Here is a 25,582-nt window from a genome sequence, read left to right on the forward strand (position 1 = left end):
GGTGACAGATGCAGTTCACCACCCGCCCCACCCTCCAAGGCGCCTTCGGCATGGTGTCCTCCACCCACTGGCTCGCCTCCCAGTCGGCGATGGCCGTACTGGAGGACGGCGGCAACGCCTACGACGCCGCCGTGGCCGGCGCCTTCGTGCTGCACGTGGTCGAGCCGCACCTCAACGGGCCGGCGGGCGAGGCGCCGATCCTGCTCGCCCCGGCCGGCGGCGAGGTGCGGGTGCTGTGCGGACAGGGCGTGGCGCCCGCCGGGGCGACCGTCGCCCACTACCAGGGGCTCGGCCTGGACCTCGTGCCCGGCACCGGACCGCTGGCCGCCGCCGTCCCCGGCGCCTTCGACGCCTGGCTCCTCCTCCTGCGCGACCACGGCACCAAGCCCCTGGACGAGGTCCTGAAGTACGCCGTCGGCTACGCCGAACACGGTCACCCGCCCGTCGAAGGCGTGGGCGCGGCCGTCGAGACCGTACGGGAACTGTTCGAGACCGAGTGGACCTCGTCCGCCGAGGTCTACCTGCCCGGCGGGCGCGCCCCCGAGCCCGGCCGGCTGCTGCGCAACCCCGCGCTCGCCGCCACCTGGAGACGGCTGCTCGCGGAGACCGCCGGCGCGGGCGGCCGGGAGGCGCGGATCGACGCCGCGCGCGAGGTGTGGCGCACCGGCTTCGTCGCCGAGGCCCTGATCCGCCAGGCGGGGCGGCCCACCCTGGACACCAGCGGCCGGCATCACACCGGCACCCTCACCGCCGCTGACCTCGCCGCCTGGTCCGCGGGTTACGAGACGCCCGCGACGTACGACTGGAACGGCTGGACCGTGTGCAAGCCGCGCCCCTGGAGCCAGGGCCCCGTCCTGCTCCAGCAACTCGCCTTGCTGCCCGAGGAGTTGCCCGAGTACGGATCGGCCGACTGCCTCCATCTGCTGATCGAGGGATGCAAACTGGCCATGGCCGACCGGGAGGCCTGGTACGGCGACGCCGCCGAAGTGCCGCTGGCCGACCTGCTGTCGGCCGAGTACAACGCCGGCCGCCGCCGACTCGTCGGCGAACAGGCCTCGTCGGAGCTGCGGCCGGGCAGCCCCGGCGGACGCGTCCCACGGCTCGGCGCGCACGCCCGCCGGGCCGCCACGCGCGCGGCGGAGCACGGGCTCCCGGGCGCGGGCGAGCCCACCGTCGCCAAGCCGCCCACCTCCCCGGTGCCGGGTGAGCCCGTCGTCACCGGTGACGGTCACACCCGCGGCGACACCTGCCACCTCGACGTGGTCGACCGCTGGGGCAACCTGGTCGCCGCCACACCCAGCGGGGGCTGGCTCCAGTCCAATCCCGTCGTGCCCGAACTCGGCTTCCCGCTCGGCACCCGGCTGCAGATGACCTGGCTGGAGGAGGGCCTGCCCAACTCGCTGACGCCCGGCCGCCGTCCGCGCACCACTCTCAGCCCGTCGATCGCCCTGCGCGGCGGTGAGCCCGTCCTCGCGTTCGGCACCCCCGGCGGCGACCAGCAGGACCAGTGGCAACTGCACTTCTTCCTGGCGCTCGCCCTGCGTCCCGCCGTCCGCGGCGGCCTCGACCTCCAGGGCGCCGTGGACGCCCCGAACTGGCACCAGGACGGCCTGGTCGGGTCGTTCTTCCCGCGCGGGATGCGGCCCGGCAGCGTCACCGTCGAGTCCCGCACAGCACCGGCGACCGTCGCCGGACTGCGCCGCCGCGGCCATGACGTGACCGTCGGCGGCCCGTGGTCCGAGGGCCGGCTGTGCGCGGTCGCCCGGGACCCGGAGACCGGCGTCCTGTCGGCGGCGGCGAACCCGCGCGGCATGCAGGGGTACGCGGTCGGCCGCTGAGGCGGGGACCGGGCCGCGCGCCCCGTTCTGCGCTGCGCCGCCGGGGGGAGAGGCGCCGCAGCGCGTCGAGGAGGCGCCCGCGGCGTTCCGGGGAGCCGGGGCGTGCGCCCGCCCGCGCCCGTCCCCGGCGACGCCGGGTGTTCACGCCGATTCCATCGGGCGTGCACCCAGGAGGCGGGCGTTGTCACAAGCCCGTGCTCTCATGGAGGCATGATCGAAGAGACGGAAACCATCGAAGAGTTTCTCGTGCGCCACTCGGCCGACGTGGAGGAGGCGGTCCGCACGGCCGCCGCGGCCGAGATCATGCCCCGCTTCCGCCGCCTGGCCGAGCACGAGATCGACCAGAAGTCCGGCCCGCACGACCTGGTGACGGACGCCGACCGGCTCGCCGAGCGGTACCTCACCGACAGGCTCGGCGCGCTGCTGCCCGGCTCCGTCGTGGTCGGCGAGGAGGCGGTGCACGCCGACCCGGCGGTCTACGACGCGCTGCGCGGCGACGCCCCGGTCTGGATCGTGGACCCCGTGGACGGCACCCGGCAGTTCGTGCACGGCGACCCCGGCTTCTGCACGCTGGTCGCCCTCGCCCGCGGCGGGGTCCTGCTGGGCTCGTGGACCTACGCCCCCGCGCTCGACCTGATCGCCACCGCCGTACGCGGCCGGGGCGCCCTCCTCGGCGGGCAGCCGCTGCGCTCGGGCACGCCGGACGCCGACCGGGCCCTGCGCGTGGCCCACTCGCACCCGGACTACACCACCGACGAACAGAAGCGCAGCCTGCTCGGCCTGTACCGGGACGGCGTCGCACCCCGCGCCTGCGGCTCGGCCGGCCTGGAGTACCTGGCGGTCGCCCGGGGCGAGCTGGACGCCACCGCCTTCAGCTGGGAGGCGGCCTGGGACCACGCGGCGGGTCTGCTGCTGGTCGAGGAGGCGGGCGGCGCCCACCTGACCCGCACCGGTGCACCGTTCCGCATCACCGGGGGCAACGCCCTCCCGTTCACAGCGGCCCGCGACGAGCGGACGGCCCGCCGCGTCGCCGCCCTCCTGACGGAACCGGCGGGGGAGCCGCGGGTCCCGGCGGCGGGGTGAGGACCCCCCACGGCGCGGGGTGAGGACCCCCCCACGGCGCGGCCGCCGCGCGCCGCGGGGAGGCGGCGGCCCCCGCCAGGCCGCTGCCCGGCACCGGATCTGCCCGCCCACCCGGCGGCCGGTCGGCCCCGACCGCCCTCCACCGCCCCGGGACCGGGTCCTCCCGTGTCAGTCCGGCGGCATATCCTGAGCGGCAGTGGCCATCGGCTGACGAAGGGGTCCCAAGGTGGCGTCGATGCTCGATGCGGTCGTGGTGGGTGCGGGGCCGAACGGGCTGACCGCGGCCGTGGAGCTGGCCCGGCGCGGCTTCTCCGTGGCCGTTTTCGAGGCCCGTGCCACCGTCGGCGGCGGCGCCCGCACCGAGGAACTCACCCTGCCCGGCTTCCGCCACGACCCGTGCTCCGCCGCCCACCCCCTCGGCGTCAACTCGCCCGCCTTCCGCGCCCTGCCCCTGGAGCGCCACGGCCTGCGCTGGCTCCACCCCGAGCTGCCCATGGCGCACCCCTTCCCGGACGGCACCGCGGCCGTCCTGGCCCGCTCCGTCGCCGAGACGGCGGCCTCCTTCGGACCGCGCGACGCGGGCGCGTACCGCAGGCTGGTCGAGCCGTTCCTGCCCCGCTGGGACACCCTGGCCCGCGACTTCATGTCGCTGCCGCTCACCGCGCTGCCGCGCGACCCCGTCACCCTCGCCCGCTTCGGCCTCGTCGGCCTCCCGCCCGCCACCTGGCTGATGCGCCGCTTCCACGACGAGCGGGCCAAGACCCTCCTAGCCGGTCTGGTCGCCCACGTCATGTCCCCGCTGAACGGCGTCGCCACCGGCGCCATCGGTCTGGTCTTCGCGCTGGCCGCGCACGCCCGCGGCTGGCCGCTGGCCCGCGGCGGTTCCCAGGCGATCTCCGACGCCCTCGCCGGGTACCTGACCGAACTGGGCGGCGCGATCCACACCGACTACGAGGTCAAGCGACTGGACGACCTGCCGCCCGCCCGCGCGTACGTCTTCGACACCTCGCCCACCGCCCTGGCCCGCATCGCCGGACTCGGCCGGTACTACGAGGGCTACCGCTACGGACCCGGCGTCTTCAAGATCGACTACGCGCTGGACGGCCCCGTCCCGTGGACCGCCGAGGCGCCCCGCGTCGCCGGCACCGTGCAGATCGGCGCGGACAGCGCGGAGATCGGCGCCGCGCTCAACGCCGCCGCCCGCGAGGGCCGCGCACCCGAGAGGCCCTTCCTCATCACGGTCCAGCCCAGCGTCGTGGACCCCAGCCGCGCCCCGGCCGGCCGGCACGTCTTCTGGGTGTACGGCCACGTGCCCAACGGCTGGACCGGCGACCTCACCGACGCCATCGAACGCCAACTGGAGCGCTACGCCCCCGGCTTCCGCGACCGCGTCCTCGCCCGCGCGACCGCGGGCCCGCCCGAACTCGCCGCCCGCGACGCCAACTACGTCGGCGGCGACATCGCCACCGGCTCGGTCGCCGGACTGCGTCTCCTGCTGCGCCCCAGGCCGACCCTGTTCCCGTACCACACCCGGCACCCGGCCGTGTTCATCTGCTCCTCGGCCACCCCGCCGGGCCCGGGCGTGCACGGCATGTCGGGGCACAACGCGGCCAAGGCCGTCTGGCGGAGACTGAGGCAGACATGAGCACCACGATCACCCTCGTCCAGGGCGACATCACCCGCCAGCGGGCCGACGCCCTCGTCAACGCCGCCAACTCCTCCCTGCTCGGCGGGGGAGGAGTGGACGGCGCGATCCACCGCCGGGGCGGCCCCGCCGTCCTGGAGGAGTGTCGCGCCCTGCGGGCCTCGCGCTACGGCAAGGGCCTGCCCACGGGCCAGGCGGTCGCCACGACGGCCGGCGAACTGGACGCCCGCTGGGTGATCCACACGGTAGGCCCGGTCTGGTCGGCGAGCGAGGACCGCTCGGTGCTGCTGGCCTCCTGCTACCGCGAGTCGCTGCGGGTCGCCGACGAACTCGGCGCCCGCACGGTCGCCTTCCCGGCGATCTCCACCGGTGCGTACAGATGGCCCGTCGACGACGCGGCCCGCATCGCCGTCGAGACGGTGCGGAAGACGCCGACGGCCGTCGAGGAGGTCGGATTCGTGCTCTTCGACGACCGGGCGTACGACGTGTTCGCCCGGCGACTCGGCTGACGCGGATCACCGGCTCGCTGCCCGGCGCGCCGGGCGCGGCGATCCGCGCCCCGGGCACCAGCAGCCGGCGCGGTACCGGACCGGCGTTGCCCCCGCCCCCCTCGGACCGGTGCGCCAGGTGCGTCACGGCCCCGCATCGACCACGCGCGGCTACTTCGGTGCCGACAGCCAGGCGCCGAGCCAGTGGAAGGCCATCGGGTACGAGGCCGCGAAGGTCTGGTAGTTGTGGCCGCCGCTGGGCAGCAACTGGGTGCGCACCTGGACGGAGGACGTCGCCGAGGCCGCGAGGAACTTCTCGATGGACGCGGGCGGACTGACCCGGTCCTGACGGGAGGTGGCGAGGAACAGGCTCACCCGCGCCTTGGATCCGGCGACGAGCTTGGTCGGGGTGTTGGCCGCGCGCAGCTCGGGGTCGGGCAGGACGGAGGTGTCACCCGTCAGCGGGTCGGGGTCGATGGCGGCGCCCGCGCCGAAGATCTTCGGATACTGCAGGGGCAGTTTGGCCGCGCAGTAGCCGCCGGTCGAGTACCCCATCACACCCCAGCCGGAGTGCCCGCTCAGTGTGCGGAACTTGTGCTTGAGCAGATCAGGCACGTCGTACGCCAGCCAGGTGGCGACCTTGCGGTCGGGCAGGTCGCTGCAGTCGGTGTCCACGCTGCCCGGGTCGATCACCGGCATCGCCAGGATGAAGGGGTGGACTTTGCGCTGCTTCATCAGCTGCTCGAAGTCCCCGGGCATCCCCCCGTGCTCCACCCAGGACTGCGGCGAGCCGGGGACGCCGTGCATCAGGATCAGCACCGGGAACCGCTTCTTGCGGTAGGCGGGCTCGTCGTACTGGGGCGGCGTCCACACCAGCACCTGCCCCGACAGCGCGGAGCGGCCGCCGCGGAAGTACGTGTCCAGCACACCCTCGCGCGTGCTGTGGTTGAACTGCGCGCGACTCGCCGGCGGCCCGGGCATCGCGTCCGCGTTGGCCGAACTCGTCGTGCCCAGCAGGTCGGCCCAGGAGGCGTACAGCCCGTAGCTGTTGTTGATCCACGTCGCCACCACGGAGATGGCGGTGACCTGGCACACCGCGATCATCACCCCGTGCGTCAGCCAGCGCAGGCCTCTGGGACCGCCCACCTTGGGCCACAACGCCACCGTGCCCACCATCGCGAGGAACGTCGCGACGACGAGGACGAAGAAGAACGTCGTACCGGTCAGCGCCACACAGACACCCTCTCCTAGCGGCGACCGTCTCCGGTGGCGCCGTCCGAAATACCGAGAAGCCGGTGATCAGGCGGCGGCAGCCGCGAATCCCGGCACGTTGCAGGATGCGAAAACGAGGGCCTCGGTTGCCGCCCGGGCGGCCGGACCCGTTGTGATCCTGACGACGCCGCGCCCGCCCGATCGCGACGGCGTGGCGATTCGCGGCACTCCAGGGCACACCACGTCCATGTCGGATTCCCGCCAGCCCGAGGCCCCGCCGGTGCCCGATGCTGGACGCATGCAGAACGGGATGCACACCGACCGGGACCGCTGCGTACGCGCCGTCCGGTCCAAGGACGCCCGCTTCGACGGCTGGTTCTTCACCGCCGTCCTGACCACCGGCATCTACTGTCGGCCGAGCTGCCCCGCGGTGCCGCCCAAGCCGGAGAACATGGTCTTCCACCCCAGCGCCGCCGCCTGCCAGCAGGCCGGGTTCCGGGCCTGCAAGCGCTGCCGACCCGACACCAGCCCCGGCTCCCCGGAGTGGAACCACCGCGCCGACCTCGTGGCCCGCGCCATGCGCCTGATCGCCGACGGCCTCGTGGACCGCGCCGGCGTCCCCGGCCTCGCCGCGCGCCTCGGCTACAGCACCCGCCAGATCGAACGCCAGCTCCTCGCCGAACTCGGCGCCGGGCCCCTCGCGCTCGCCCGCGCGCAGCGCGCCCAGACCGCCCGGTTGCTGATCGAGACCACCGCCCTGCCGATGGCGGAGATCGCCTTCGCCGCCGGCTTCTCCTCCATCCGCTCCTTCAACGACACGGTGCGCGAGGTCTTCGCCCTGTCACCCAGCGAACTGCGCACCCGCGCACCCCGGCCCACGGGCACCGACCGGCCCGCCACCTCAGACCCCCGACGCCGAGCCGCCGCTCCCGGCTCGCCCCGAGCCGCCGCCCCCGGCACCATCTCCCTGCGTCTCCCCTTCCGCGCTCCCCTCAACCCAGACAACCTCTTCGGCCACCTCGCGGCCACCGCCGTCCCCGGCGTCGAGGAATGGCGCGACGGGGCGTACCGGCGGACCCTGCGCCTGCCCCACGGACCCGGCGTCGCCGCGCTTACCCCGAGGCCGGACCACGTGGCCTGCCGGCTCACCCTCGCCGACCTGCGCGACCTGCCCGTGGCCATCAGCCGCTGCCGCCGCCTGCTCGACCTGGACGCCGACCCGGTCGCCATCGACGACCAGCTGCGCACCGACCCCGTCCTCGCCCCACTGGTCGACAAGGCCCCCGGCAGACGCGTACCGCGCACGGTGGACGAGGCCGAGTTCGCCGTACGGGCCGTACTCGGCCAGCAGGTCTCCACGGCCGCCGCCCGCACCCACGCGGCCCGCCTGGTCACCGCCCACGGCGAACCGGTGGACGACCCCGAGGGCGGCCTCACGCACCTCTTCCCCGCCCCGGAGGCGCTGGCCGCGCTCGACCCCGAGGCGCTGGCGATGCCCCGCACCCGGCGCACCACGTTCACCACCCTCGTCCGCGAACTGGCCGACGGCGGCATCCACCTGGGCGTGGAGAGCGACTGGCAGGAGACCCGCGCCCGGCTGCTGGCGCTGCCCGGCTTCGGCCCTTGGACGGTCGACGTCATCGCCATGCGCGCTCTCGGCGACCCCGACGCCTTCCTCCCCACCGACCTCGGCGTCCGGCGCGCGGCGGCCGGACTCGGCCTGCCCGCGACGCCCGCCGCCCTCACCGCGCGCGCGGCGGTCTGGCAGCCCTGGCGCGCCTACGCCGTGCAGTACCTGTGGGCCACCGACAGCCATCCGATCAACTTCCTGCCCGTCTGAGGACGCACCATGAAGCAGCACACCGTCATCGACAGCCCCTACGGCCCGCTCACCCTCGTCGCCGACGACGGGGTCCTGTGCGGCCTCTACATGACCGACCAGCGCCACCGGCCCCCGCAGGAGACCTTCGGCCGCCCTGTCGGCACGGCCGCCTTCCACGCGGCCGAGGAACAGCTGAAGGCCTACTTCGCGGGCGAGCTGAGGGAGTTCACCCTCGAACTCCGCCTGACCGGCACCCCGTTCCAGCGCCGGGTCTGGGAGCAGCTGCGCCGCATCCCCTACGGCGAGACCCGCTCGTACGGCGAACTGGCCACCGCCCTCGGCGCGCCGGGCGCCTCACGTGCCGTCGGCCTCGCCAACGGCCGCAACCCCATCGGCATCATCGTCCCCTGCCACCGCGTGCTCGGCGCCGACGGCGGCCTCACCGGCTACGGCGGCGGGCTGCCCCGCAAGCAGCGCCTGCTGGACCTGGAGACGGGGTCTGCCCTCTTCTAGCAGGCCGCCCCGTCCGGGCGGCGCCGCTCACCGGCCCCCGGCCGCCCCGGGGGCGGAACCCCTGGCCAGGGCCCACACGATCACCAGGTCCAGGACCATCACGACGATGGACCACACCGGGTAGTACGGGATGAACATGAACTGGGTGATCAGGCTGACCCCCGCCACCGCGATCCCGGCCCCCCGGCCCCAGCTCCGGCCGGCCAGGATGCCCATGCCGGCGACGACCAGCGCCAGCCCGATCGCGAGATGGAGCCAGCCCCAGGAGGTCAGGTCGAACCGGTACACGTAACCGGGCGGGGAGAACAGGGTGTCCCGCGCGATGCCGGTGACACCCAGGAGGATGCTGAGCGGGCCGCTCAGCATGAGCGCCGCCCCGGCGAACAGGGCCGCGCTGTCGATCGTCTCGCCGCTGCCGGGTCCGCCCCGCTCCGGGCGCGTCCTGCCGGAAGTCGTTGCCATGGTCTTCGCCCTCCTGTCCTGCGCGCCCGCCGTGGCACACGGCTCTGCGCGAGGCGAACCACGCTCATCTGCCAGCCTGACCGCGATTCCCCGCGGCCGCGACCGGGCGGGGCGGCCAGGTGCGCGGAACCGGGCTCGGGACGGCTTGTCCGGTGCCGGCGTCCCGGGCACGGCCGGGGTCCTTGTCTCGCTCGACGCCGATCTCGCCGTCGAGGCCATGGCGCTCGCCGGTGCGGGCAGCTCCGGGACGCTGTCGAGCCGGCCGTCCGCGATGCCCCCGCGCGCGGGGGCATCGTACGGAGGCCGGGACCGCCGCGCGGGACGAGGCGTTGCGCGAGGTGGAGCCCCGCCAGCGGGCGGCCCGACGCCGCGCCGGTCGGTCAGCCGGCGCGGTGGCCGTTCTCCAGTTCCGCCGCGCCGCAGCCCTCGGTGAGAACCTCCAGGGCGGCCAGGACGCGACGGCCGGTGGCGCCCGGCAGGTGGGCGGCGAGGTCGTCGCGGCCGACCAGGCGCCAGGACAGCAGCTCCTCCTCCTGGAGCCGGATCGCCTTCAGTTCCTCCTCGGACAGCACGCCGCCGTCGAAGAGGTACGCCACCAGCGGCGGCCGACCGGTGCCGGGCACCCAGTCCACGGCGAGCAGGCGGCCCAGCTCGCGGTCGAGGCCGATCTCCTCCAGGGTCTCGCGGCGCGCGCCCTGGCGCGGGGTCTCGTCCGTGTCGGACTCGATCGTGCCGCCCGGCAGCGCCCATCCCTCCCGGTAGTTCGGTTCCACCAGCAGCACCCGCCCCCGCTCGTCGCGGAAGAGGGCGGCGGCAGCGGAGAGGACACGGGGCAGGCCCGCGATGTACGTGGCGTAGTCCGGGATGTCTGGAGTGCTCATCCTGGAAGGGTAACCAGCCGCACCCCCTGTCCCACCCGCTCCTGCCGGCCCGCGCGCTGTCCGTGCTTCTCAGGGGGCGGGCGGGGCATGACGGCGGGGGCGGTCGCCGGTTATGGTCGCAGCGGCGCGACTGGCCCCCGTGTGCGGGGCCCGGAGAGCAAGGGGAACGCAAGGTGGCGGACGCTGCAGTGCACGGCACCCGTGGGGTGCTGATTGCCGCGGACAAGTTCAAGGGCTCGCTGACGGCCGTGCAGGTCGCCGAGCGGGTGACGGCCGGGCTGCGCCGGGTCGTGCCGGACCTGGAGGTGGAGGCCCTGCCGGTCGCCGACGGCGGCGACGGCACGGTGGACGCGGCGGTCGCCGCCGGGTTCGAGCGCCGGGAGGTACGGGTCGCCGGTCCCCTCGGTGACGAGGTGACGGCCGCGTTCGCGCTGCGCGGCGACACGGCGGTGGTGGAGATGGCCGAGGCCAGCGGGTTGCAGCGGCTGCCCGCCGGGGTCTTCGCGCCGCTCACCGCCTCGACGTACGGCTCCGGACAGCTGCTGCGGGCCGCGCTGGACGCGGGCGCGCGGACGATCGTGTTCGGTGTCGGCGGCAGCGCGACCACGGACGGCGGCGCGGGCATGCTGGCGGCGCTCGGGGCGCGGTTGCGCACCGCGTCCGGAGAGCCCGTCCCGCCGGGCGGCGGAGGACTGGCACAGCTCGCGAGCGCCGATCTGTCCGGACTGGACGAGCGGCTCGCCTCGGTCGAGTTCGTGCTCGCCAGCGACGTGGACAATCCGCTGACCGGGCCGAAGGGCGCGCCCGCGGTGTACGGGCCGCAGAAGGGGGCCTCGCCGGATGACGTGGCGGCGCTGGACGCCGCGCTCGCGCACTACGCGAAGGTGCTGGAGGAGGAGATCGGGCCGAAGGCCGCCGAGTACGCCGCCTCGGCCGGGGCCGGCGCGGCGGGCGGCATCGGGTACGGCGCGCTGATCGTCGGGGCGCGGTTCCGCGCCGGGATCGACGTGATGCTGGACGTGCTCGGTTTCGCGCCGGCGCTGGAGCGGGCCTCGCTGGTGATCACCGGGGAGGGGTCGCTGGACGAGCAGACCCTGCACGGCAAGGCACCGGCCGGGGTGGCCGCTGCCGCGCGGGCGGCGGGCAAGGAGGTCGTCGCGGTGTGCGGGCGGCTGGCGCTGCCGGCGGAGGCGGTGGGGCGGGCCGGGATCCGACGGGCGTATCCGCTCACGGCCGTCGAGCCGGACGTGGCGAAGTGCATCGCGGACGCGGGCCCCATCCTGGAACGCGTCGCGGAACAGATCGCCCGGGACTTCCTGGGCTGAGGAGGTGACGGCGGGGGAGTTCGCCTCGTCGCCCCCGCCCGTCCCGTCCCCTGGGGGCCGTCGCCCCCAGCTCCCTGCTGTCGGTCTGAACGGCCTCGTCCTCGGACGCCGGACGGGCTGGATGGCCGGCCTGAGCCGTCCGGTCACCGAGTCGGGTGGTGGGTGCGCACAGGCCGGGGGTCCGGGGACGGCCACCCGGCCTGTGCCGTACACCGACCCCGTACGCCGCCCCCGTGCCTGCCTCACCTCCGCCCCGCACACCCCGTACAGACAGAAGGGCCCCGGACCGAACCGGTCCGGGGCCCTTCTGTCTGTACGGGGTGTGCGTCACGAGCGGAGCGTCACGGCAGCTGCGCCGCCCGCGCCTCGCGACGGTTGTCGCGGAAGTTGTTCACCCGGCGTGCCGTGGCGAACAACGGAATCACCGCACCCATGACCAGCTGGAGCGCACAGCCGGTCTGCAGGAGCAGCTGCCCGCTGGGGGCGTCGAACGCCCACGCGGCCAGCAGCCCCATCGACAGCACGATCCAGGACAGCATCGCCACGGCGAGCCGGCCCCGCGGCTTGGGGTACTCCACGCGGCTCACCATCAGCCACGCCGTGCCGAGGATCGCCAGCAGCGTCGCGACGAAGGGCAGCTCCAGCAGCACGATGGAGACCACCGTCAGCGCCCCGAAGGGCGAGGGCATCCCCTGGAACATGCCGTCCTTCAGCGTCACGCAGGAGAATCTCGCGAGCCGCAGCACCACCGCCAGCAGCACCACGATCGCCCCGAGAGCGGCCACCCTCTGGTGCGCGTCGTCGGCGACCATGCCGTAGACGAGGACGAAGTACGCCGGGGCCAGACCGAAGCTGATCAGGTCGGAGAGGTTGTCCAGCTCCGCGCCCATGGGGGAGGAGCGCAGCTTGCGGGCCACCAGTCCGTCGAACAGGTCGAAGACGGCCGCGCACAGCATCAGGATGACCGCCGTGGCGGCGCTGTGGCGGGCCATGCCGTTCTCCTGGCTCCCGGTGAGGTGCGGGATCAGGATGCCGGTGGTGGTGAAGTACACGGCCATGAAGCCGCAGGTCGCGTTGCCCAGCGTGAGGGTGTCCGCTATCGACAGCCGGAGCGAGAGAGGCATCTCCTCCTCGTCGTCCAGCTCGTCGGCCTCGGGCACCCAGCCGGCCTGGGTGTCTGGATCAATCACGGTCAATGCGAGTCACCCCAGCCACGGTCTTCTGACCGACCTCGACGGCGACCTCCACGCCCTCGGGCAGATAGAGGTCCACCCGCGAGCCGAAACGGATCAGGCCGACCCGCTCGCCCTGCTCGACCTTGGTGCCCGACGGGATGTACGGGACGATGCGGCGGGCCACGGCGCCGGCGATCTGGATCATCTCGATGTCACCGAGCTCGGTGTCGAAGTGCCAGACCACCCGCTCGTTGTTCTCGCTCTCCTTGTTGAACGCCGGAACGAACCCACCGGGGATGTGCTCGACCGAGGCGACCGTGCCGGCGAGCGGGGCGCGGTTCACGTGGACGTTCAGCGGGCTCATGAAGATGGCGACGCGGGTGCGGCCGTCCTTCCACGGCATGATGCTCTGCACCACTCCGTCGGCGGGCGAGACGACCCGGCCCTGGGTGATCTCGCGCTCGGGGTCGCGGAAGAACCACAGCATCCCCGCCGCGAGCGCGGTGGCGGGGACGGCGACGGCCTTGGCCACACCCGAGCGGCGGGCGCGGACGAGGCTGACGGCTGCGGTGGCGACGGTCGGCAGAAGCCACGGCGATGCTCCGCGCGCGAGGCGTACGCCGGCGAGGCTGTCGCGAGGTGCAGAGGTTTGGCTGTGGGGCATGGATGACCTTCGTAGCGGATGATGCCGCGCTGTTCGACGGGGGACGGCGGCTTTCCGCGATCGTAGCGGTTAAGGGCCACAACTGGGTAAGCCGGGAAGCCGAGTCGGCGGCTGGTAACCGCTGACGGGGTGTGATCTTCTTCTCGGCGAAAACACCCCGTACGCGGACAATCAGCCTTGGAACCGATACTCTTCGAGCAGCCTGCGGCCGATGATCATTTTCTGGATCTCGGCGGTACCTTCACCGATGAGCAGCATCGGCGCCTCGCGGTAGAGGCGCTCGATCTCGTACTCCTTGGAGAAGCCGTATCCGCCGTGGATACGGAAGGCGTCCTCCACGACCTCCTTGCAGTACTCCGAGGCCAGGTACTTGGCCATACCGGCCTCGAGGTCGTTGCGCTGCCCGGAGTCCTTCTTGCGGGCCGCGTTCACCATCATGGCATGCGCGGCCTCGACCTTGGTGGCCATTTCGGCCAGTTTGAACTGAATGGCCTGATGCTGGGCGATCGGCTTGCCGAAGGTGCTGCGCTGCTGGGCGTACTGCACGCCCAGCTCGAAGGCACGCTGCGCGACACCGCAGCCACGGGCCGCCACGTTCACCCGGCCGACCTCGACGCCGTCCATCATCTGGTAGAAGCCCCGGCCGGTGACCCCGCCGAGCACCCGGTCCGCGGGAACGCGCAGGCCGTCCATGATGAGCTCGGTGGTGTCGACGCCCTTGTAGCCCATCTTGTCGATCTTCCCGGGGATGGTGAGGCCGGGCCGGACCTCGCCGAAGCCGGGCTCCTTCTCCACCAGGAAGGTCGTCATGGACTTGTGCGGCGCGGTGCCCTCCGGGTGACCTTCGTCACTCCGGACCAGGACCGCGACGAGCGACGAGGTGCCGCCGTTGGTCAGCCACATCTTCTGGCCGGTCAGGACGTACTCGTCGCCGTCCTTGACCGCCTTGGAGGAGATGGCCGACACGTCCGAGCCGAGCGCCGGCTCCGACATGGAGAAGGCGCCCCGGATGTCGCCGGCCGCCATCCTCGGCAGGAAGTGGTCCTTCTGCTCCTGTGTGCCGTGCTGCTTGAGCATGTACGCGACGATGAAGTGGGTGTTGATGATCCCGGACACCGACATCCAGCCGCGGGCGATCTCCTCCACGCACAGCGCGTACGTCAGCAGCGACTCGCCCAGGCCCCCGTACTCCTCGGGGATCATCAGGCCGAAGAGGCCGAGCTCCTTCAGGCCGTCCACGATCGCTTGCGGGTACTCGTCGCGGTGCTCCAGCTCGGTCGCGACCGGGATGATCTCCTTGTCCACGAAGTCGCGGACGGTGGAGAGGATCTCCTGCTGGACGTCCGTGAGGCCGTGGGTCTGGGCGAGACGGCTCATCTCTACTTCCCCTGTTCCTTCAGCTCGGGCCGGCCGGGCTGCTCGCCGCCGCGCTCCTTGATGTACGTCTCGGTCGGCACCATCACCTTGCGGCGGAAGACGCACACGAGAGTGCCGTCCTGCTTGTAGCCCTTGGTCTCGACGTGCACGATGCCGCGGTCGCTCTTCGACTTGGACGGCCACTTGTCCAGCACGGTCGTCTCGCCGTAAACCGTGTCGCCGTGGAAGGTCGGCGCCACGTGCCTGAGCGACTCGATCTCCAGGTTGGCGATCGCCTTGCCGGAGACGTCCGGGACGGACATGCCGAGCAGCAGGGAGTAGATGTAGTTGCCCACGACGACGTTCTTGCCGAAGTCGGTCGTCGACTCGGCGTAGTTCACGTCCATGTGGAGCGGGTGGTGGTTCATGGTGAGCAGACAGAAGAGGTGGTCGTCGTACTCCGTGACCGTCTTCCCGGGCCAGTGCTTGTAGACGGCCCCGACCTCGAACTCCTCGTAGGTGCGTCCGAACTGCATCGCGCTCAGGCCTCCGGGATCTCGAACTTCGACGTGCGGCGCATGCCGGCCGCCCGCCCCTTGCCCGCGATGACCAGCGCCATCTTGCGGCTGGCCTCGTCGATCATCTCGTCGCCGAGCATCGCCGAGCCCTTCTTGCCACCCGCCTCGGACGTGCAGTACTCGTACGCGTCCAGGATCAGCTCGGCGTGGTCGTAGTCCTCCTGGGAGGGCGAGAACACCTCGTTGGCCGCGTCCACCTGGCCGGGGTGCAGCACCCACTTGCCGTCGAAGCCGAGCGCGGCGGCACGGCCGGCCACCTCGCGGAAGCCGTCGACGTTGCGGATCTGGAGGTACGGGCCGTCGATCGCCTGGAGGTCGTTGGCGCGGGCGGCCATGAGGATCTTCATCAGGATGTAGTGGTAGGCGTCCGCCGGGTAGCCGGGCGGCTGCTCGCCCACGACCAGCGACTTCATGTTGATCGACGCCATGAAGTCGGCCGGGCCGAAGATGATCGTCTCGATGCGCGGGGAGGCCTGCGCGATCTCGTTGACGTTGTTGAGGCCCTGGGCGTTCTCGATCTGCGCCTCGATGCCGATCCGGCCGACCTCGAAGCCCATGGTCTTCTCGATCTGGGTGAGCAGAAGGTCCAGCGCGACGACCTGCTGGGCGTTCTGCACCTTCGGCAGCATGATGCAGTCGAGGTTCGGGCCGGCCCCCTCGACCACCGTGACGACGTCCCGGTAGGTCCACTCGGTCGTCCAGTCGTTGACGCGCACGACCCTGGTCTTGCCCGTCCAGTCGCCCTCGTTGAGGAACTTGACGATGGTGTGCCGCGCCTCGGGCTTGGCCAGCGGCGCGCAGGCGTCCTCGAGGTCCAGGAAGACCTGGTCGGCGGGCAGGCCCTGCGCCTTCTCCAGGAAGCGCGGGTTGCTGCCGGGGACCGCCAGACACGAGCGCCGCGGGCGCAGGCGGTTCACGGGAGGAAGGTGCGCGGCGGAGCCGCTCGCCGAAGCGGCGGTGGCGGGAGACGGGCGGGCGGTCATGCGGGGACCTCCAGGGGGTCGAGCTTGTTCGCTTTCCGGATCTCGTCGACGATCGCGCCGATGATGCCGGTGATGTCGAAGTCCTTCGGGGTGAAGACGGCGGCCACGCCGGCGGCCCGCAGGTCTTCGGCGTCACCGTTCGGGATGATGCCACCGGCGATCACCGGAATATCTGTGGCACCGGCCACACGCAGCCGCTCCAGCACGTCCGGCACCAGCTGCGCGTGCGAGCCGGACAGGATGGACAGGCCCACCGCGTGCACGTCCTCGGCCAGGGCGGCGTCCACGATCTGCTCCGGGGTGAGCCGGATGCCCTGGTAGACCACCTCGAAGCCGGCGTCGCGGGCCCGCACGGCGATCTGCTCGGCGCCGTTGGAGTGGCCGTCCAGTCCCGGCTTGCCGACCAGGAAGCGCAGCTTGCCCACGCCCAGGTCCTGAGCCGTCAGTTCCACCTTGCGGCGCACCTCCGACAGGGCCGAGCCCGCCTCGGCGGTGATCGCCACCGGAGCCGAGGACACCCCGGTCGGCGCCCGGAACTCGCCGAACACCTCGCGCAGTGCCCCGGCCCACTCGCCGGTCGTGACACCCGCGCGGGCGCACTCCAGGGTGGCCTCCATCAGGTTCTCGGTGCCCTTGGCGGCCTCCTTCAGCCGCTCCAGCGCCTTGCAGGGGCGCGGGTGGTTGAAGGGCGGCTGGTAGCGGGTGTCGCGCCAGTTCTGGAGCTCGGCGATCACCCGTGCCTCGACCGCCGGGTCGACCGTCTGGATCGCGGTGTCCAGGTCGGCCGTGAGCGGGTTGGGCTCGGTGCCCTCGAAGATGTTGACGCCGACGATCTTCTCCTGGCCCGACTCGATCCGGGCCCGGCGCTCGGCGTGCGAGGCGACCAGCTGGGACTTGAGGTAGCCGGACTCCACGGCGGCCATCGCGCCGCCCAGCTCCTGGATGTGGTCGATCTCGGCGAGCACCTCCTCGACCAGGCCGGCCACCTTCGCCTCGATCACCTTCGAGCCCTCGAAGATGTCGTCGTACTCCAGCAGGTCGCTCTCGTAGGCGAGCACCTGCTGGATGCGCAGGGACCACTGCTGGTCCCAGGGGCGGGGCAGGCCGAGGGCCTCGTTCCAGGCGGGCAGCTGCACGGCCCGCGCGCGGGCGTCCTTGGAGAGGGTGACGGCCAGCATCTCCAGCACGATCCGCTGGACGTTGTTCTCCGGCTGCGCCTCGGTCAGGCCGAGGGAGTTGACCTGGACGCCGTAGCGGAAGCGGCGGTGCTTGGGGTTCTCGATGCCGTACCGCTCGCGGGTGATCTCGTCCCAGATGCGGCCGAACGCCCGCATCTTGCACATCTCCTCGACGAAGCGGACGCCCGCGTTCACGAAGAAGGAGATCCGCGCGACCACGTCGCCCATGCGCTCCTCGGGCACCTGGCCCGAGTCGCGCACGGCGTCCAGGACGGCGATCGCGGTGGACATCGCGTACGCGATCTCCTGCACCGGCGTGGCCCCGGCCTCCTGCAGGTGGTAGCTGCAGATGTTGATCGGGTTCCACTTCGGGATGTGGGAGACCGTGTACGCGATCATGTCCGTCGTCAGCCGGAGCGACGGCCCGGGTGGGAACACGTGTGTCCCGCGCGAGAGGTACTCCTTGACGATGTCGTTCTGGGTCGTGCCCTGGAGCCTGGTGATGTCCGCGCCCTGCTCCTCGGCGACGACCTGGTAGAGCGCCAGCAGCCACATGGCGGTGGCGTTGATCGTCATCGAGGTGTTCATCTGCTCCAGGGGGATGTCCTGGAACAGCCGGCGCATGTCGCCCAGGTGCCCGATCGGCACGCCGACCCGGCCGACCTCGCCGCGGGCGAGGACGTGGTCGGAGTCGTAGCCGGTCTGCGTCGGCAGGTCGAACGCCACCGACAGACCCGTCTGGCCCTTGGCGAGGTTGCGCCGGTACAGCTCGTTGGACGCCTCGGCCGTGGAGTGACCGGCGTACGTGCGCATGAGCCACGGCCGGTCCTTCTCCCGCCGGTCCCCGGCAGGCTGACGCTCAGTCATGGATGACCTCGGTGTCTCAGATGTTCCGGAAGCGGTTGATGGCGTCGATGTGCTCGGCGCGCATCTCCTCGTCGCGCACGCCCAGCCCCTCCTCGGGCGCCAGGCACAGCACGCCGACCTTGCCCTGGTGGACGTTGCGGTGCACGTCGTGGGCGGCCTGGCCGGTGTCCTCCAGGGAGTACACCTTGGACAGGGTGGGGTGGATCTTGCCCTTGGCGATGAGGCGGTTGGCCTCCCAGGCCTCGCGGTAGTTCGCGAAGTGCGAGCCGATGATCCGCTTCAGCGACATCCACAGGTAGCGGTTGTCGTACTCGTGCATGTAGCCCGAGGTGGAGGCGCAGGTGGTGATGGTGCCGCCCTTACGGGTGACGTAGACGGAGGCGCCGAAGGTCTCGCGGCCGGGGTGCTCGAAGACGATGTCGATGTCCTCGCCGCCGGTCAGCTCGCGGATGCGCTTGCCGAAGCGCTTCCACTCCTTGGGGTCCTGGGTCTTCTCGTCCTTCCAGAACCGGTAGCCCTCGGCGTTGCGGTCGATGATCGCCTCGGCGCCCATCGACCGGCAGATCTCCGCCTTCTGCGGGCTGCTGACCACGCAGATCGGGTTGGCGCCGCCGGCCAGCGCGAACTGGGTGGCGTAGGAGCCGAGGCCGCCGCTGGCGCCCCAGATCAGGACGTTGTCGCCCTGCTTCATGCCGGCGCCGTTGCGCGAGACGAGCTGGCGGTAGGCGGTGGAGTTGACCAGGCCCGGCGCCGCGGCCTCCTCCCAGCTGAGGTGGTCCGGCTTCGGCATCAGCTGGTTGGACTTGACGAGCGCGATCTCGGCGAGGCCGCCGAAGTTCGTCTCGAAGCCCCAGATGCGCTGCTCGGGGTCGAGCATGGTGTCGTTGTGGCCGTCGGACGACTCCAGCTCGACGGACAGACAGTGGGCGACGACCTCGTCGCCGGGCTTCCAGGCGTTGACGCCCGGGCCGGTGCGCAGGACGACGCCCGCGAGGTCGGAGCCGATGATGTGGTACGGCAGGTCGTGCCGCTTGGCCAGCTCGTTGGTGCGGCCGTAGCGCTCCAGGAAGCCGAACGTGGACAGCGGCTCGAAGATCGAGGTCCACACGGAGTTGTAGTTGACCGAGGAGGCCATGACGGCCACCAGGGCCTCGCCCGGGCCGAGTTCGGGCAGCGGCACCTCGTCCAGGTGCAGCGACTTGCGCGGGTCCTTGTCGCGGGTGTCCAGGCCCGCGAACATCTCCGTCTCGTCCTTGTGCACGGTGATCGCGCGGTACGACTCGGGGAGCGGCAGAGCGGCGAAGTCGGCGGACGTGGCGTCCTTCGACTGGATCGCGTCCAGGATGTCCTTCACGGTCACGGTGTTGCCTCCGGCGATGAGCGCCCTGAGGGAGGGGCGCTGAGGGGTACGTCGGTGCTGCTGGGTGTTTCGGGAGGGGCGCCGTCGGTTCGGCTCGGTGGTGCGTGGCAGCGCTTTGTGGCGCGGGAGGGTGCCTGTGACGCAGGCGTCCGGGCGGGCAGGCCATCGGTCTGCCGGGACAGCCGGCGTGCGTGCGGTTCACCGCACTCCGGCCGCTCGGACCTCTTCAACGTATGACACCGCGTGTCAGCTGGCAAGGCACTGAGTGCCAGGAATTCCGCTCAGGCGAAATCTTTACGTGACAAATGAGCGATGATCGATCGAACGTCACTTCGGAGCCCGCCGAAAAGGGCCCCTGACATGCCAAAACGGCCACCCCGAAGGGTGGCCGTCATCACAGCGCCAGGGCACTCGGGCGGGGGAGGGCCGAGGCCGCGGGCCGTCGCCAGGAGCGCGGGGAACCGCGCGCCCCGCCACGACGCACCCGCACCCGCGCCCGCCCACGGGACCGCGACCCACCGCCCCCGGGCACACCGGGGAAGCGGAGTCTCAGCGGGCCTTCAGGGCCTCCTCGATCGTCCGCATGACCTCGTCCAGCGGAGCATCTGTACGAGCCACCGTGACCAGCACCTCGCCCTGGTGGGACACCGTCGCCCCGGAGGGCCCCGCGGGGGCCGCCGACGTCGGCGGAGTGCTGCGCCCCGCCCCGATCCCCGTACCGAACGTCTTGCGGACGATCGCGAAGGCGTGGTCCAGCTGCGCCTCCACGTCGCCCTGCCCGTCCGCCCTGAGCCAGCGCCGCAGCACGTGGTTGTGCGCGGTGACCACCGCGGAGGCGGCGACCTCGGCCAGCAGCGGGTCGTCGTTGGCGTCGTCGGCGTGCGCGCGCTCGTCGAAGTGGCCCAGCAGATAGCGCGTGAACAGCCGCTCGTAACGGGCCACCGAGGCGATCTCCGCCTCGCGCAGCGTCGGGACCTCGCGGGTCAGCTTGTAGCGGGCCACCGAGATCTCCGGCCGCGCCGCGTACATCTTCATGACCTCCTTGATCCCCCGGCACACCGTGTCGAGCGGGTGCTCGTGCGCGGGCGCGGCGTTCAGGACCGCCTCGGCGCGGATCAGGGTGTCGTCGTGGTCCGGGAAGATCGCCTCTTCCTTGGAACGGAAGTGGCGGAAGAAGGTGCGGCGGGCGACCCCGGCCGCCGCGGCGATCTCGTCGACCGTGGTCGCCTCGTACCCCTTCGTCGCGAACAGCTCCATCGCGGCGGCGGCCAGCTCCCGGCGCATCTTGAGCCGTTGGGCGGCGGCGCGGGAGCCGGCGGCGCTCTCCGGCGCGTCGGACGTGGCGGGGGTGCGTGAGGACTTGGCGGGCTGGGGCATGACCCGAACGTACTGCATGTGCGCGGCCCGGTGCGCGGGTCCCCGGCCTCCGCCGCCCCGGGGCGCCGCGGGCGGGGCGGCCGGCTCCAGCAGACCGCCCCACTCCCGGCCGCCCGGCGACCGGTCGCCGGACGGCTCAGCGGCGGGCATATTCGCGGAAGCCGCGGCCCGTCTTGCGGCCGAGGCAGCCCGCGGCGACCAAGTGCTCCAGCAGCGGCGCCGGCGCCAGGCCCGGGTCGCGGAACTCGCGGTGCAGCACCTTCTCGATGGCCAGCGAGACGTCCAGGCCGACCACGTCCAGCAGTTCGAAGGGCCCCATCGGGTAGCCGCCGCCGAGCTTCATCGCCGCGTCGATGTCGTCCAGCGTCGCGTAGTGCTCCTGCACCATCTTGATCGCGTTGTTCAGGTACGGGAACAGCAGCGCGTTCACGATGAAACCGGCCCGGTCACCGCAGTCCACGGGGTGCTTCCTGATCCGCCCGCACACCTCGCGGACCGTGGCGTGCACGTCCTCGGCGGTCAGCACCGTGCGCACGACCTCGACCAGCTTCATGGCCGGGGCCGGGTTGAAGAAGTGCATGCCGATCACGTCCTGGGGACGCGAGGTGGCGCGGGCGCAGGCGACCACCGGCAGCGAGGAGGTGGTGGTGGCGAGGACCGCGCCCGGCTTGCAGACCTTGTCCAGCGTCGCGAACAGCCGCTGCTTGACGGCCAGGTCCTCGGCGACGGCCTCCACGGCCAGGTCCACGTCGGCGAAGTCGTCGTAGGAGCCCGTCGCGGTGATCCGGTCCAGGGTCTGCGCGGCGGCCTCGGCGGTCAGCCGGCCCTTGTCGACAGAGCGCGAAAGCGACTTGCCGATACGGGCCCTGGCGGCCTGGGCTTTCTCCGTGCTGCGCGCGGCCAGCACCACCTCGTACCCGGCCTTGGCGAAGACCTCGGCGATGCCGGAGGCCATGGTGCCCGAACCGGCCACGCCCACGGAGCGCACCGGGCGGCCGGCGGCGAGCGCGCCCCCCTCCAGCGGGGTCAGCGCGTCCCGCACGACGGTGGCGCTGCCCGGGGCCTCGTAGGTGTAGAAGCCGCGGCCCGCCTTGCGGCCGGTCAGCCCGGCCTCGCTGAGCTGCTTGAGGATCGGCGCGGGGGCGTGCAGCCGGTCGCGCGACGCGGCGTACATGGCCTCCAGGACCGTACGCGCGGTGTCCACGCCGATCAGGTCCAGCAGGGCGAGGGGGCCCATCGGCAGACCGCAGCCGAGACGCATCGCGGCGTCGATGTCCTCGCGGGAGGCGTACTTCGCCTCGTACATGGCGGCGGCCTGGTTGAGGTAGCCGAACAGCAGCCCGTCGGCGACGAACCCGGGCCGGTCGCCCACCGCGACGGGCTCCTTGCCCAGCTCCAGGGCGAGGTCGGTGACGGCGGCGACGGCCTGCGGCGCGGTGAGCACCGAGGAGACCACCTCGACCAGCTTCATCGCCTGCGCCGGGTTGAAGAAGTGCAGGCCGAGCACGCGCTCGGGGTGCGCGGAGTCGGCGGCCAGGCGGGTCACCGACAGGGCGTTGGTGCCGGTGGCGAGGATCGCGCCGGGCCGCACGACGGTGTCCAGCTCGCGGAAGATCTGCTGCTTGATCTCGTACGACTCCGGGGCCACCTCGATGACCAGGTCGGCGTCGGCGGCGGCGGACAGTTCGGTGGCGGTGCGCACACGGGCGAGGACGTCCGCGCGCTCCTGCCCGGTCAGCCGCCCGCGCTCCACGGCGCGGGCGGTGGACGCCTCCAGGGCGGCGACGCACGTGGCGGTCGCGGCCTCGCTGATGTCGATGCCGACGACCTCGCGGCCGGCCCGGGCGAGGACTTCGGTGATGCCGGCGCCCATGGTGCCGAGGCCGACCACGGCGATCGTCTTCAACGGGGACAGAGGGCTGTCGGAGAGGGGAGCGGCCATCGCGGGACTCCAGGAATGAGGGGTGACGACTGGGAACGCGACCGGGTGCGCCGAGGGGGCGCACCGGGTGCGTGAGGGAATGTCGGAGTGCGGGTGTTCCGGGCTACGAGCGCACACGCCCGGTGCCGGTCGCCGCGGGCGCGCACACGCCCGGGCAGCGGCGGAGGACCGACCGGCTCTGTCCCGAAGCCGGGTCGTACTGCGGTACAGCGGCAGCCGTCGTACGAGTCCTGCGGAGTCGTACGAGGTACGTGGTGCACCGAACCGACAGCACTCGCGGCGGCTGCGTCACCAGGCCGCTGCGAGGCGGTGCGAGTGGGTAACTCGCTCGTCTGAGCTTAACCGGTGGGTAACGAGCGCGCCACCCCCTCGAATTCATGATTCTGGTCTGCCGACTTCGTGGCCCGGGTCTTCGTGATCCGGGTCCCGTACCCCCGCCGCGCCCCTACGCTGGCTCTCGTGGACGAAGAGTTGCGATCACTCACGGAGCGCTTACGGCAGGAGTCGGGCGACACTGCCGCCTTCCGGCATCTGGCGGCCGCCGAGGACCCGGACGAGCTGGCGGAGGTCCTCACCGCGCCCGGACAGCCGCTGTGGGCGCGCGAACTGGCCGCCGTCCGGCTGGGGACCGCGGGCGACCGGCGGTCCTTCGAGGCCCTCGTCCTGCTGCTGAACCACCGCGACCCGCAGCGCTGCGCCGCCGCCGCGTACGCCCTGGCCCGCCTCGGCGACCCGCGCACGGCCCGGGCGGCGGCGGCCCTGGCCACCAACGAACTGCGCGTCGCCTACGCCCTGCACCCGGTGCGCCTGCTGACGCGCCTGCGCGCGCCCGAGTCCGTGCCCGCGCTGGTCACCACCCTCCAGCGCCGGCTGCGGCCCCACGACCCCTACCGCCGGGTCGCCCTCGCCTGCGTGGAGGGCCTGGGCGCCCTGGGCGACCCCCGGGCCCGCCCCGTCCTCACCGAGGCCCTGGCCCACCCCGCCCTCGCCGAAGCGGCGGTACGCGCCCTGGCCGTCCTCCCGGCACAGGGCTGAGGGTTCAGCGGCGCGGGTCCGTCACGTACCGCACCTCGTGAGGGCCGGTGCGGCCCTCAGCCGTGGAAGCGGACGAGAGCGTGGAGGCGGGCGCCCGGCGTCCCGCCCTGGCCGCCGGAGGCCGTCTTGGTGGCCGTCGTCTTCGCCGCCTCGGGCTTGGGGTCGGGGAGCTTCTGGCAGACCGCGTCGGCCGTCGCGCGGGCCTGTCCGCGCGGCACCGTGCCGTCGGTCAGATAAGCCGTCAGGTACCTGTCCAGGCAGGTGTTCCCGCTCAGCGTGATGCCGTGGTTGCCGCCGCCCTGCTCGACGACCAGGCTGGAGCGGGCCAGCAGACGGTGCGCCGTCACGCCGCCCTGGTAGGGGGTGGCCGCGTCGTTCGTCGCCTGGAACAGCAGCACCGGCGGCAGATCGGCGTTGGCGACGTCCACGGGGCGCTCGGGGGCGGTCGGCCAGAAGGCGCAGGGCGCGTTGTACCAGGCGTTGCTCCAGACCATGAAGGGCGCCTTGGCGTACACGGCCGCGTTGTCCTTGTGCCACTGCCGCCAGTCCCGCGGCCAGGACACGTCACGGCACTGCACGGAGGTGTAGACGCTGTAGCCGTTGTCGCCCGAGGCGTCCACGGCGCCGTAGGTGTCGTACGCGTCGACCAGTGGGCCGGTCTGCTTGTCGTTCACGTACGCCGCGAACGCCTTCGCGAGGTCGGGCCAGTAGCCGTTGTAGTAGCCGCCCGGCATGAAGGTGTCCTCCAGCTCCGAGGCGCCGACCTTGCCACCGGCCGGCGTCTTGGCGAGGGCCGCGCGCATGGCGTACCACTTGGCCTCGACCCGGGCCGGGTCCGTGCCGAGGTGGTACGTCGAGTCGTACTCGGCGATCCAGGCCATGAGGGCGCGGTGGCGGGCGTCGAAGGCGTAGTCCTGCTGGATGTTGTCGTCGTACCAGACGCCGGTCGGGTCGACCACGGAGTCCAGGACCAGCCGGCGCACGCGCTGGGGGAAGAGCTTGGCGTACACCGCGCCGAGATAGGTGCCGTAGGAGTAGCCGAAGTAGTTGATCTTCTCGGCGCCGAGGGCGCGGCGGACGGAGTCCATGTCGGTCGCCGCGTTGACCGTGTTGATGTACGGCAGCAGGTCCGCGTGCTTCCTGCCGCAGGCCGCCGCGAAGGACTTCACACGGTCGAGGTTGGCCTGTTCGAGGGCGGGCGTGCTCGGCACCGAGTCCGGGCGCACCGGGTTGAAGTAGCCGGGCGCGCAGTCCAGCGCGGGCTTGCTCGCGCCCACGCCACGCGGGTCGAAGCCGATGACGTCGTACTGGGCGGCGACGGACGGGGGAAGCGAGGAGGCCACGAAGGCGGCGAGCGAGAGCCCGCTGCCGCCGGGCCCGCCGGGGTTGACCAGCAGGGGCCCCTGGTACGTCCTCGCGGTGTGCGGCACGCGCGACAGCGCCAGGGTGATCTTCTGACCGGACGGGTGCGCGTAGTCCAGCGGCACCCGGAGGGCCGCGCACTCCAGGGTCGGGTGGTCGGCGGTGCCGCACTTCTTCCAGCCGCCCTTGAGGGCGGGCACGGCGACCGCGGCGTGCGACGGGCCGGCCTCGGCGGGGGCGGCCGTGACGGAACCGGCCAGGACGACGGCGGCACCGCACAGCACGGCAGCGCGTTTTCTCATGGGTCCTCCGGAGACGGAGCGGCTGCGGACCGCGGGGCTCGCGATCCTCGCCGCATCGTCCCGGAAACGACCCCCGGAAGAACGCGTTCCGACCATTCTTGACCCGATCGCTCCGAGCGATGCGCTCGAACGAT

At 72.6% G+C, this 25,582-nt stretch carries 21 protein-coding genes; 8 read left to right on the forward strand and 13 right to left on the reverse strand.

Going from position 1 to position 25,582, the window contains the following annotated elements; genetic code table 11:
• Positions 1-8: 8 nt before the first annotated feature.
• The 4 genes from AB0N63_RS01725 to AB0N63_RS01740 all read left to right on the forward strand — a co-directional run bounded on the left by AB0N63_RS01725 (position 9) and on the right by AB0N63_RS01740 (position 5,075).
• Positions 9-1,838, forward strand: coding sequence for a gamma-glutamyltransferase (locus tag AB0N63_RS01725; RefSeq protein WP_365522630.1), 1,830 nt, complete (start codon positions 9-11; stop codon positions 1,836-1,838).
• Positions 1,839-2,048: 210 nt separating this feature from the next.
• On the forward strand, positions 2,049-2,921 hold the full coding sequence (locus tag AB0N63_RS01730) for an inositol monophosphatase family protein (protein ID WP_365522633.1): 873 nt from the start codon (positions 2,049-2,051) through the stop codon (positions 2,919-2,921).
• Between the two features lie 235 nt (positions 2,922-3,156).
• Positions 3,157-4,566 (forward strand): NAD(P)/FAD-dependent oxidoreductase, encoded by a 1,410-nt coding sequence (locus AB0N63_RS01735; protein WP_365522636.1) that lies wholly within the window; start codon positions 3,157-3,159, stop codon positions 4,564-4,566.
• Entirely contained in the window at positions 4,563-5,075 is a 513-nt protein-coding gene (locus AB0N63_RS01740; protein ID WP_365522638.1) for an O-acetyl-ADP-ribose deacetylase, read from the forward strand. Before AB0N63_RS01735 ends, AB0N63_RS01740 begins: the two co-directional genes overlap by 4 nt.
• Positions 5,076-5,225: 150 nt before the next feature.
• Here the strand turns inward: AB0N63_RS01740 and AB0N63_RS01745 are convergent, their stop codons facing one another.
• Complete coding sequence (locus tag AB0N63_RS01745) at positions 5,226-6,287, reverse strand: alpha/beta hydrolase-fold protein (protein ID WP_365522640.1); 1,062 nt, start codon at positions 6,285-6,287, stop codon at positions 5,226-5,228.
• 277 nt (positions 6,288-6,564) lie between these two features.
• On the opposite strand from AB0N63_RS01745, the gene AB0N63_RS01750 reads away from it, so the two are divergent.
• Both AB0N63_RS01750 and AB0N63_RS01755 read left to right on the forward strand, forming a co-directional pair.
• Complete coding sequence (locus AB0N63_RS01750) at positions 6,565-8,106, forward strand: AlkA N-terminal domain-containing protein (protein WP_365522643.1); 1,542 nt, start codon at positions 6,565-6,567, stop codon at positions 8,104-8,106.
• Positions 8,107-8,115: 9 nt separating this feature from the next.
• A complete protein-coding gene (locus AB0N63_RS01755) occupies positions 8,116-8,601 on the forward strand; it encodes a methylated-DNA--[protein]-cysteine S-methyltransferase (RefSeq protein ID WP_365522645.1) in 486 nt (161 codons plus the stop codon).
• Between the two features lie 27 nt (positions 8,602-8,628).
• Here the strand turns inward: AB0N63_RS01755 and AB0N63_RS01760 are convergent, their stop codons facing one another.
• On the reverse strand, positions 8,629-9,063 hold the full coding sequence (locus AB0N63_RS01760) for a hypothetical protein (RefSeq protein WP_365522648.1): 435 nt from the start codon (positions 9,061-9,063) through the stop codon (positions 8,629-8,631).
• Positions 9,064-9,443: 380 nt separating this feature from the next.
• Positions 9,444-9,944 carry an NUDIX hydrolase gene (locus tag AB0N63_RS01765; RefSeq protein ID WP_365522650.1) on the reverse strand — a complete coding sequence of 167 codons (501 nt, stop codon included), beginning with the start codon at positions 9,942-9,944 and terminating at the stop codon, positions 9,444-9,446.
• A 206-nt stretch (positions 9,945-10,150) separates the two neighbouring features.
• Between AB0N63_RS01765 and AB0N63_RS01770 the strand changes: the two genes are divergently transcribed.
• The gene (locus AB0N63_RS01770) at positions 10,151-11,269 is read left to right on the forward strand and encodes a glycerate kinase (protein ID WP_365522909.1); all 1,119 of its coding nucleotides are present in this window, start codon (positions 10,151-10,153) and stop codon (positions 11,267-11,269) included.
• A 341-nt stretch (positions 11,270-11,610) separates the two neighbouring features.
• Here the strand turns inward: AB0N63_RS01770 and pssA are convergent, their stop codons facing one another.
• From pssA to AB0N63_RS01815, 9 genes are all read right to left on the reverse strand, one after another.
• Positions 11,611-12,429, reverse strand: a complete 819-nt coding sequence (gene pssA, locus AB0N63_RS01775; protein ID WP_365522912.1) for a CDP-diacylglycerol--serine O-phosphatidyltransferase — start codon at positions 12,427-12,429, stop codon at positions 11,611-11,613.
• Positions 12,430-12,451: 22 nt separating this feature from the next.
• Complete coding sequence (locus tag AB0N63_RS01780) at positions 12,452-13,108, reverse strand: phosphatidylserine decarboxylase (RefSeq protein ID WP_365522653.1); 657 nt, start codon at positions 13,106-13,108, stop codon at positions 12,452-12,454.
• 171 nt (positions 13,109-13,279) lie between these two features.
• Positions 13,280-14,485, reverse strand: a complete 1,206-nt coding sequence (locus AB0N63_RS01785; RefSeq protein WP_365522655.1) for an acyl-CoA dehydrogenase family protein — start codon at positions 14,483-14,485, stop codon at positions 13,280-13,282.
• Positions 14,486-14,487: 2 nt separating this feature from the next.
• On the reverse strand, positions 14,488-15,000 hold the full coding sequence (locus AB0N63_RS01790) for a MaoC family dehydratase (protein WP_365522658.1): 513 nt from the start codon (positions 14,998-15,000) through the stop codon (positions 14,488-14,490).
• Between the two features lie 5 nt (positions 15,001-15,005).
• On the reverse strand, positions 15,006-16,025 hold the full coding sequence (locus AB0N63_RS01795) for a CoA ester lyase (protein ID WP_365522661.1): 1,020 nt from the start codon (positions 16,023-16,025) through the stop codon (positions 15,006-15,008).
• Positions 16,022-18,070 (reverse strand): protein meaA, encoded by a 2,049-nt coding sequence (locus tag AB0N63_RS01800; RefSeq protein ID WP_365522664.1) that lies wholly within the window; start codon positions 18,068-18,070, stop codon positions 16,022-16,024. Before AB0N63_RS01800 ends, AB0N63_RS01795 begins: the two co-directional genes overlap by 4 nt.
• A gap of 16 nt (positions 18,071-18,086) precedes the next feature.
• Positions 18,087-19,424 (reverse strand): crotonyl-CoA carboxylase/reductase, encoded by a 1,338-nt coding sequence (gene ccrA, locus AB0N63_RS01805; RefSeq protein WP_365522915.1) that lies wholly within the window; start codon positions 19,422-19,424, stop codon positions 18,087-18,089.
• 555 nt (positions 19,425-19,979) lie between these two features.
• Positions 19,980-20,807, reverse strand: a complete 828-nt coding sequence (locus AB0N63_RS01810; protein ID WP_365522666.1) for a TetR family transcriptional regulator — start codon at positions 20,805-20,807, stop codon at positions 19,980-19,982.
• Positions 20,808-20,943: 136 nt separating this feature from the next.
• Entirely contained in the window at positions 20,944-22,749 is a 1,806-nt protein-coding gene (locus AB0N63_RS01815) for a 3-hydroxybutyryl-CoA dehydrogenase (RefSeq protein WP_365522669.1), read from the reverse strand.
• 459 nt (positions 22,750-23,208) lie between these two features.
• On the opposite strand from AB0N63_RS01815, the gene AB0N63_RS01820 reads away from it, so the two are divergent.
• Positions 23,209-23,784 carry an adenylosuccinate lyase gene (locus AB0N63_RS01820; protein ID WP_365522672.1) on the forward strand — a complete coding sequence of 192 codons (576 nt, stop codon included), beginning with the start codon at positions 23,209-23,211 and terminating at the stop codon, positions 23,782-23,784.
• 56 nt (positions 23,785-23,840) lie between these two features.
• Here the strand turns inward: AB0N63_RS01820 and AB0N63_RS01825 are convergent, their stop codons facing one another.
• Positions 23,841-25,448, reverse strand: coding sequence for an alpha/beta hydrolase (locus AB0N63_RS01825; protein ID WP_365522675.1), 1,608 nt, complete (start codon positions 25,446-25,448; stop codon positions 23,841-23,843).
• Between the last annotated feature and the right edge of the window lie 134 nt (positions 25,449-25,582).

This window comes from Streptomyces sp. NPDC093260 (genome assembly GCF_040683715.1).
GTDB classification, from domain to species: domain Bacteria; phylum Actinomycetota; class Actinomycetes; order Streptomycetales; family Streptomycetaceae; genus Streptomyces; species Streptomyces sennicomposti.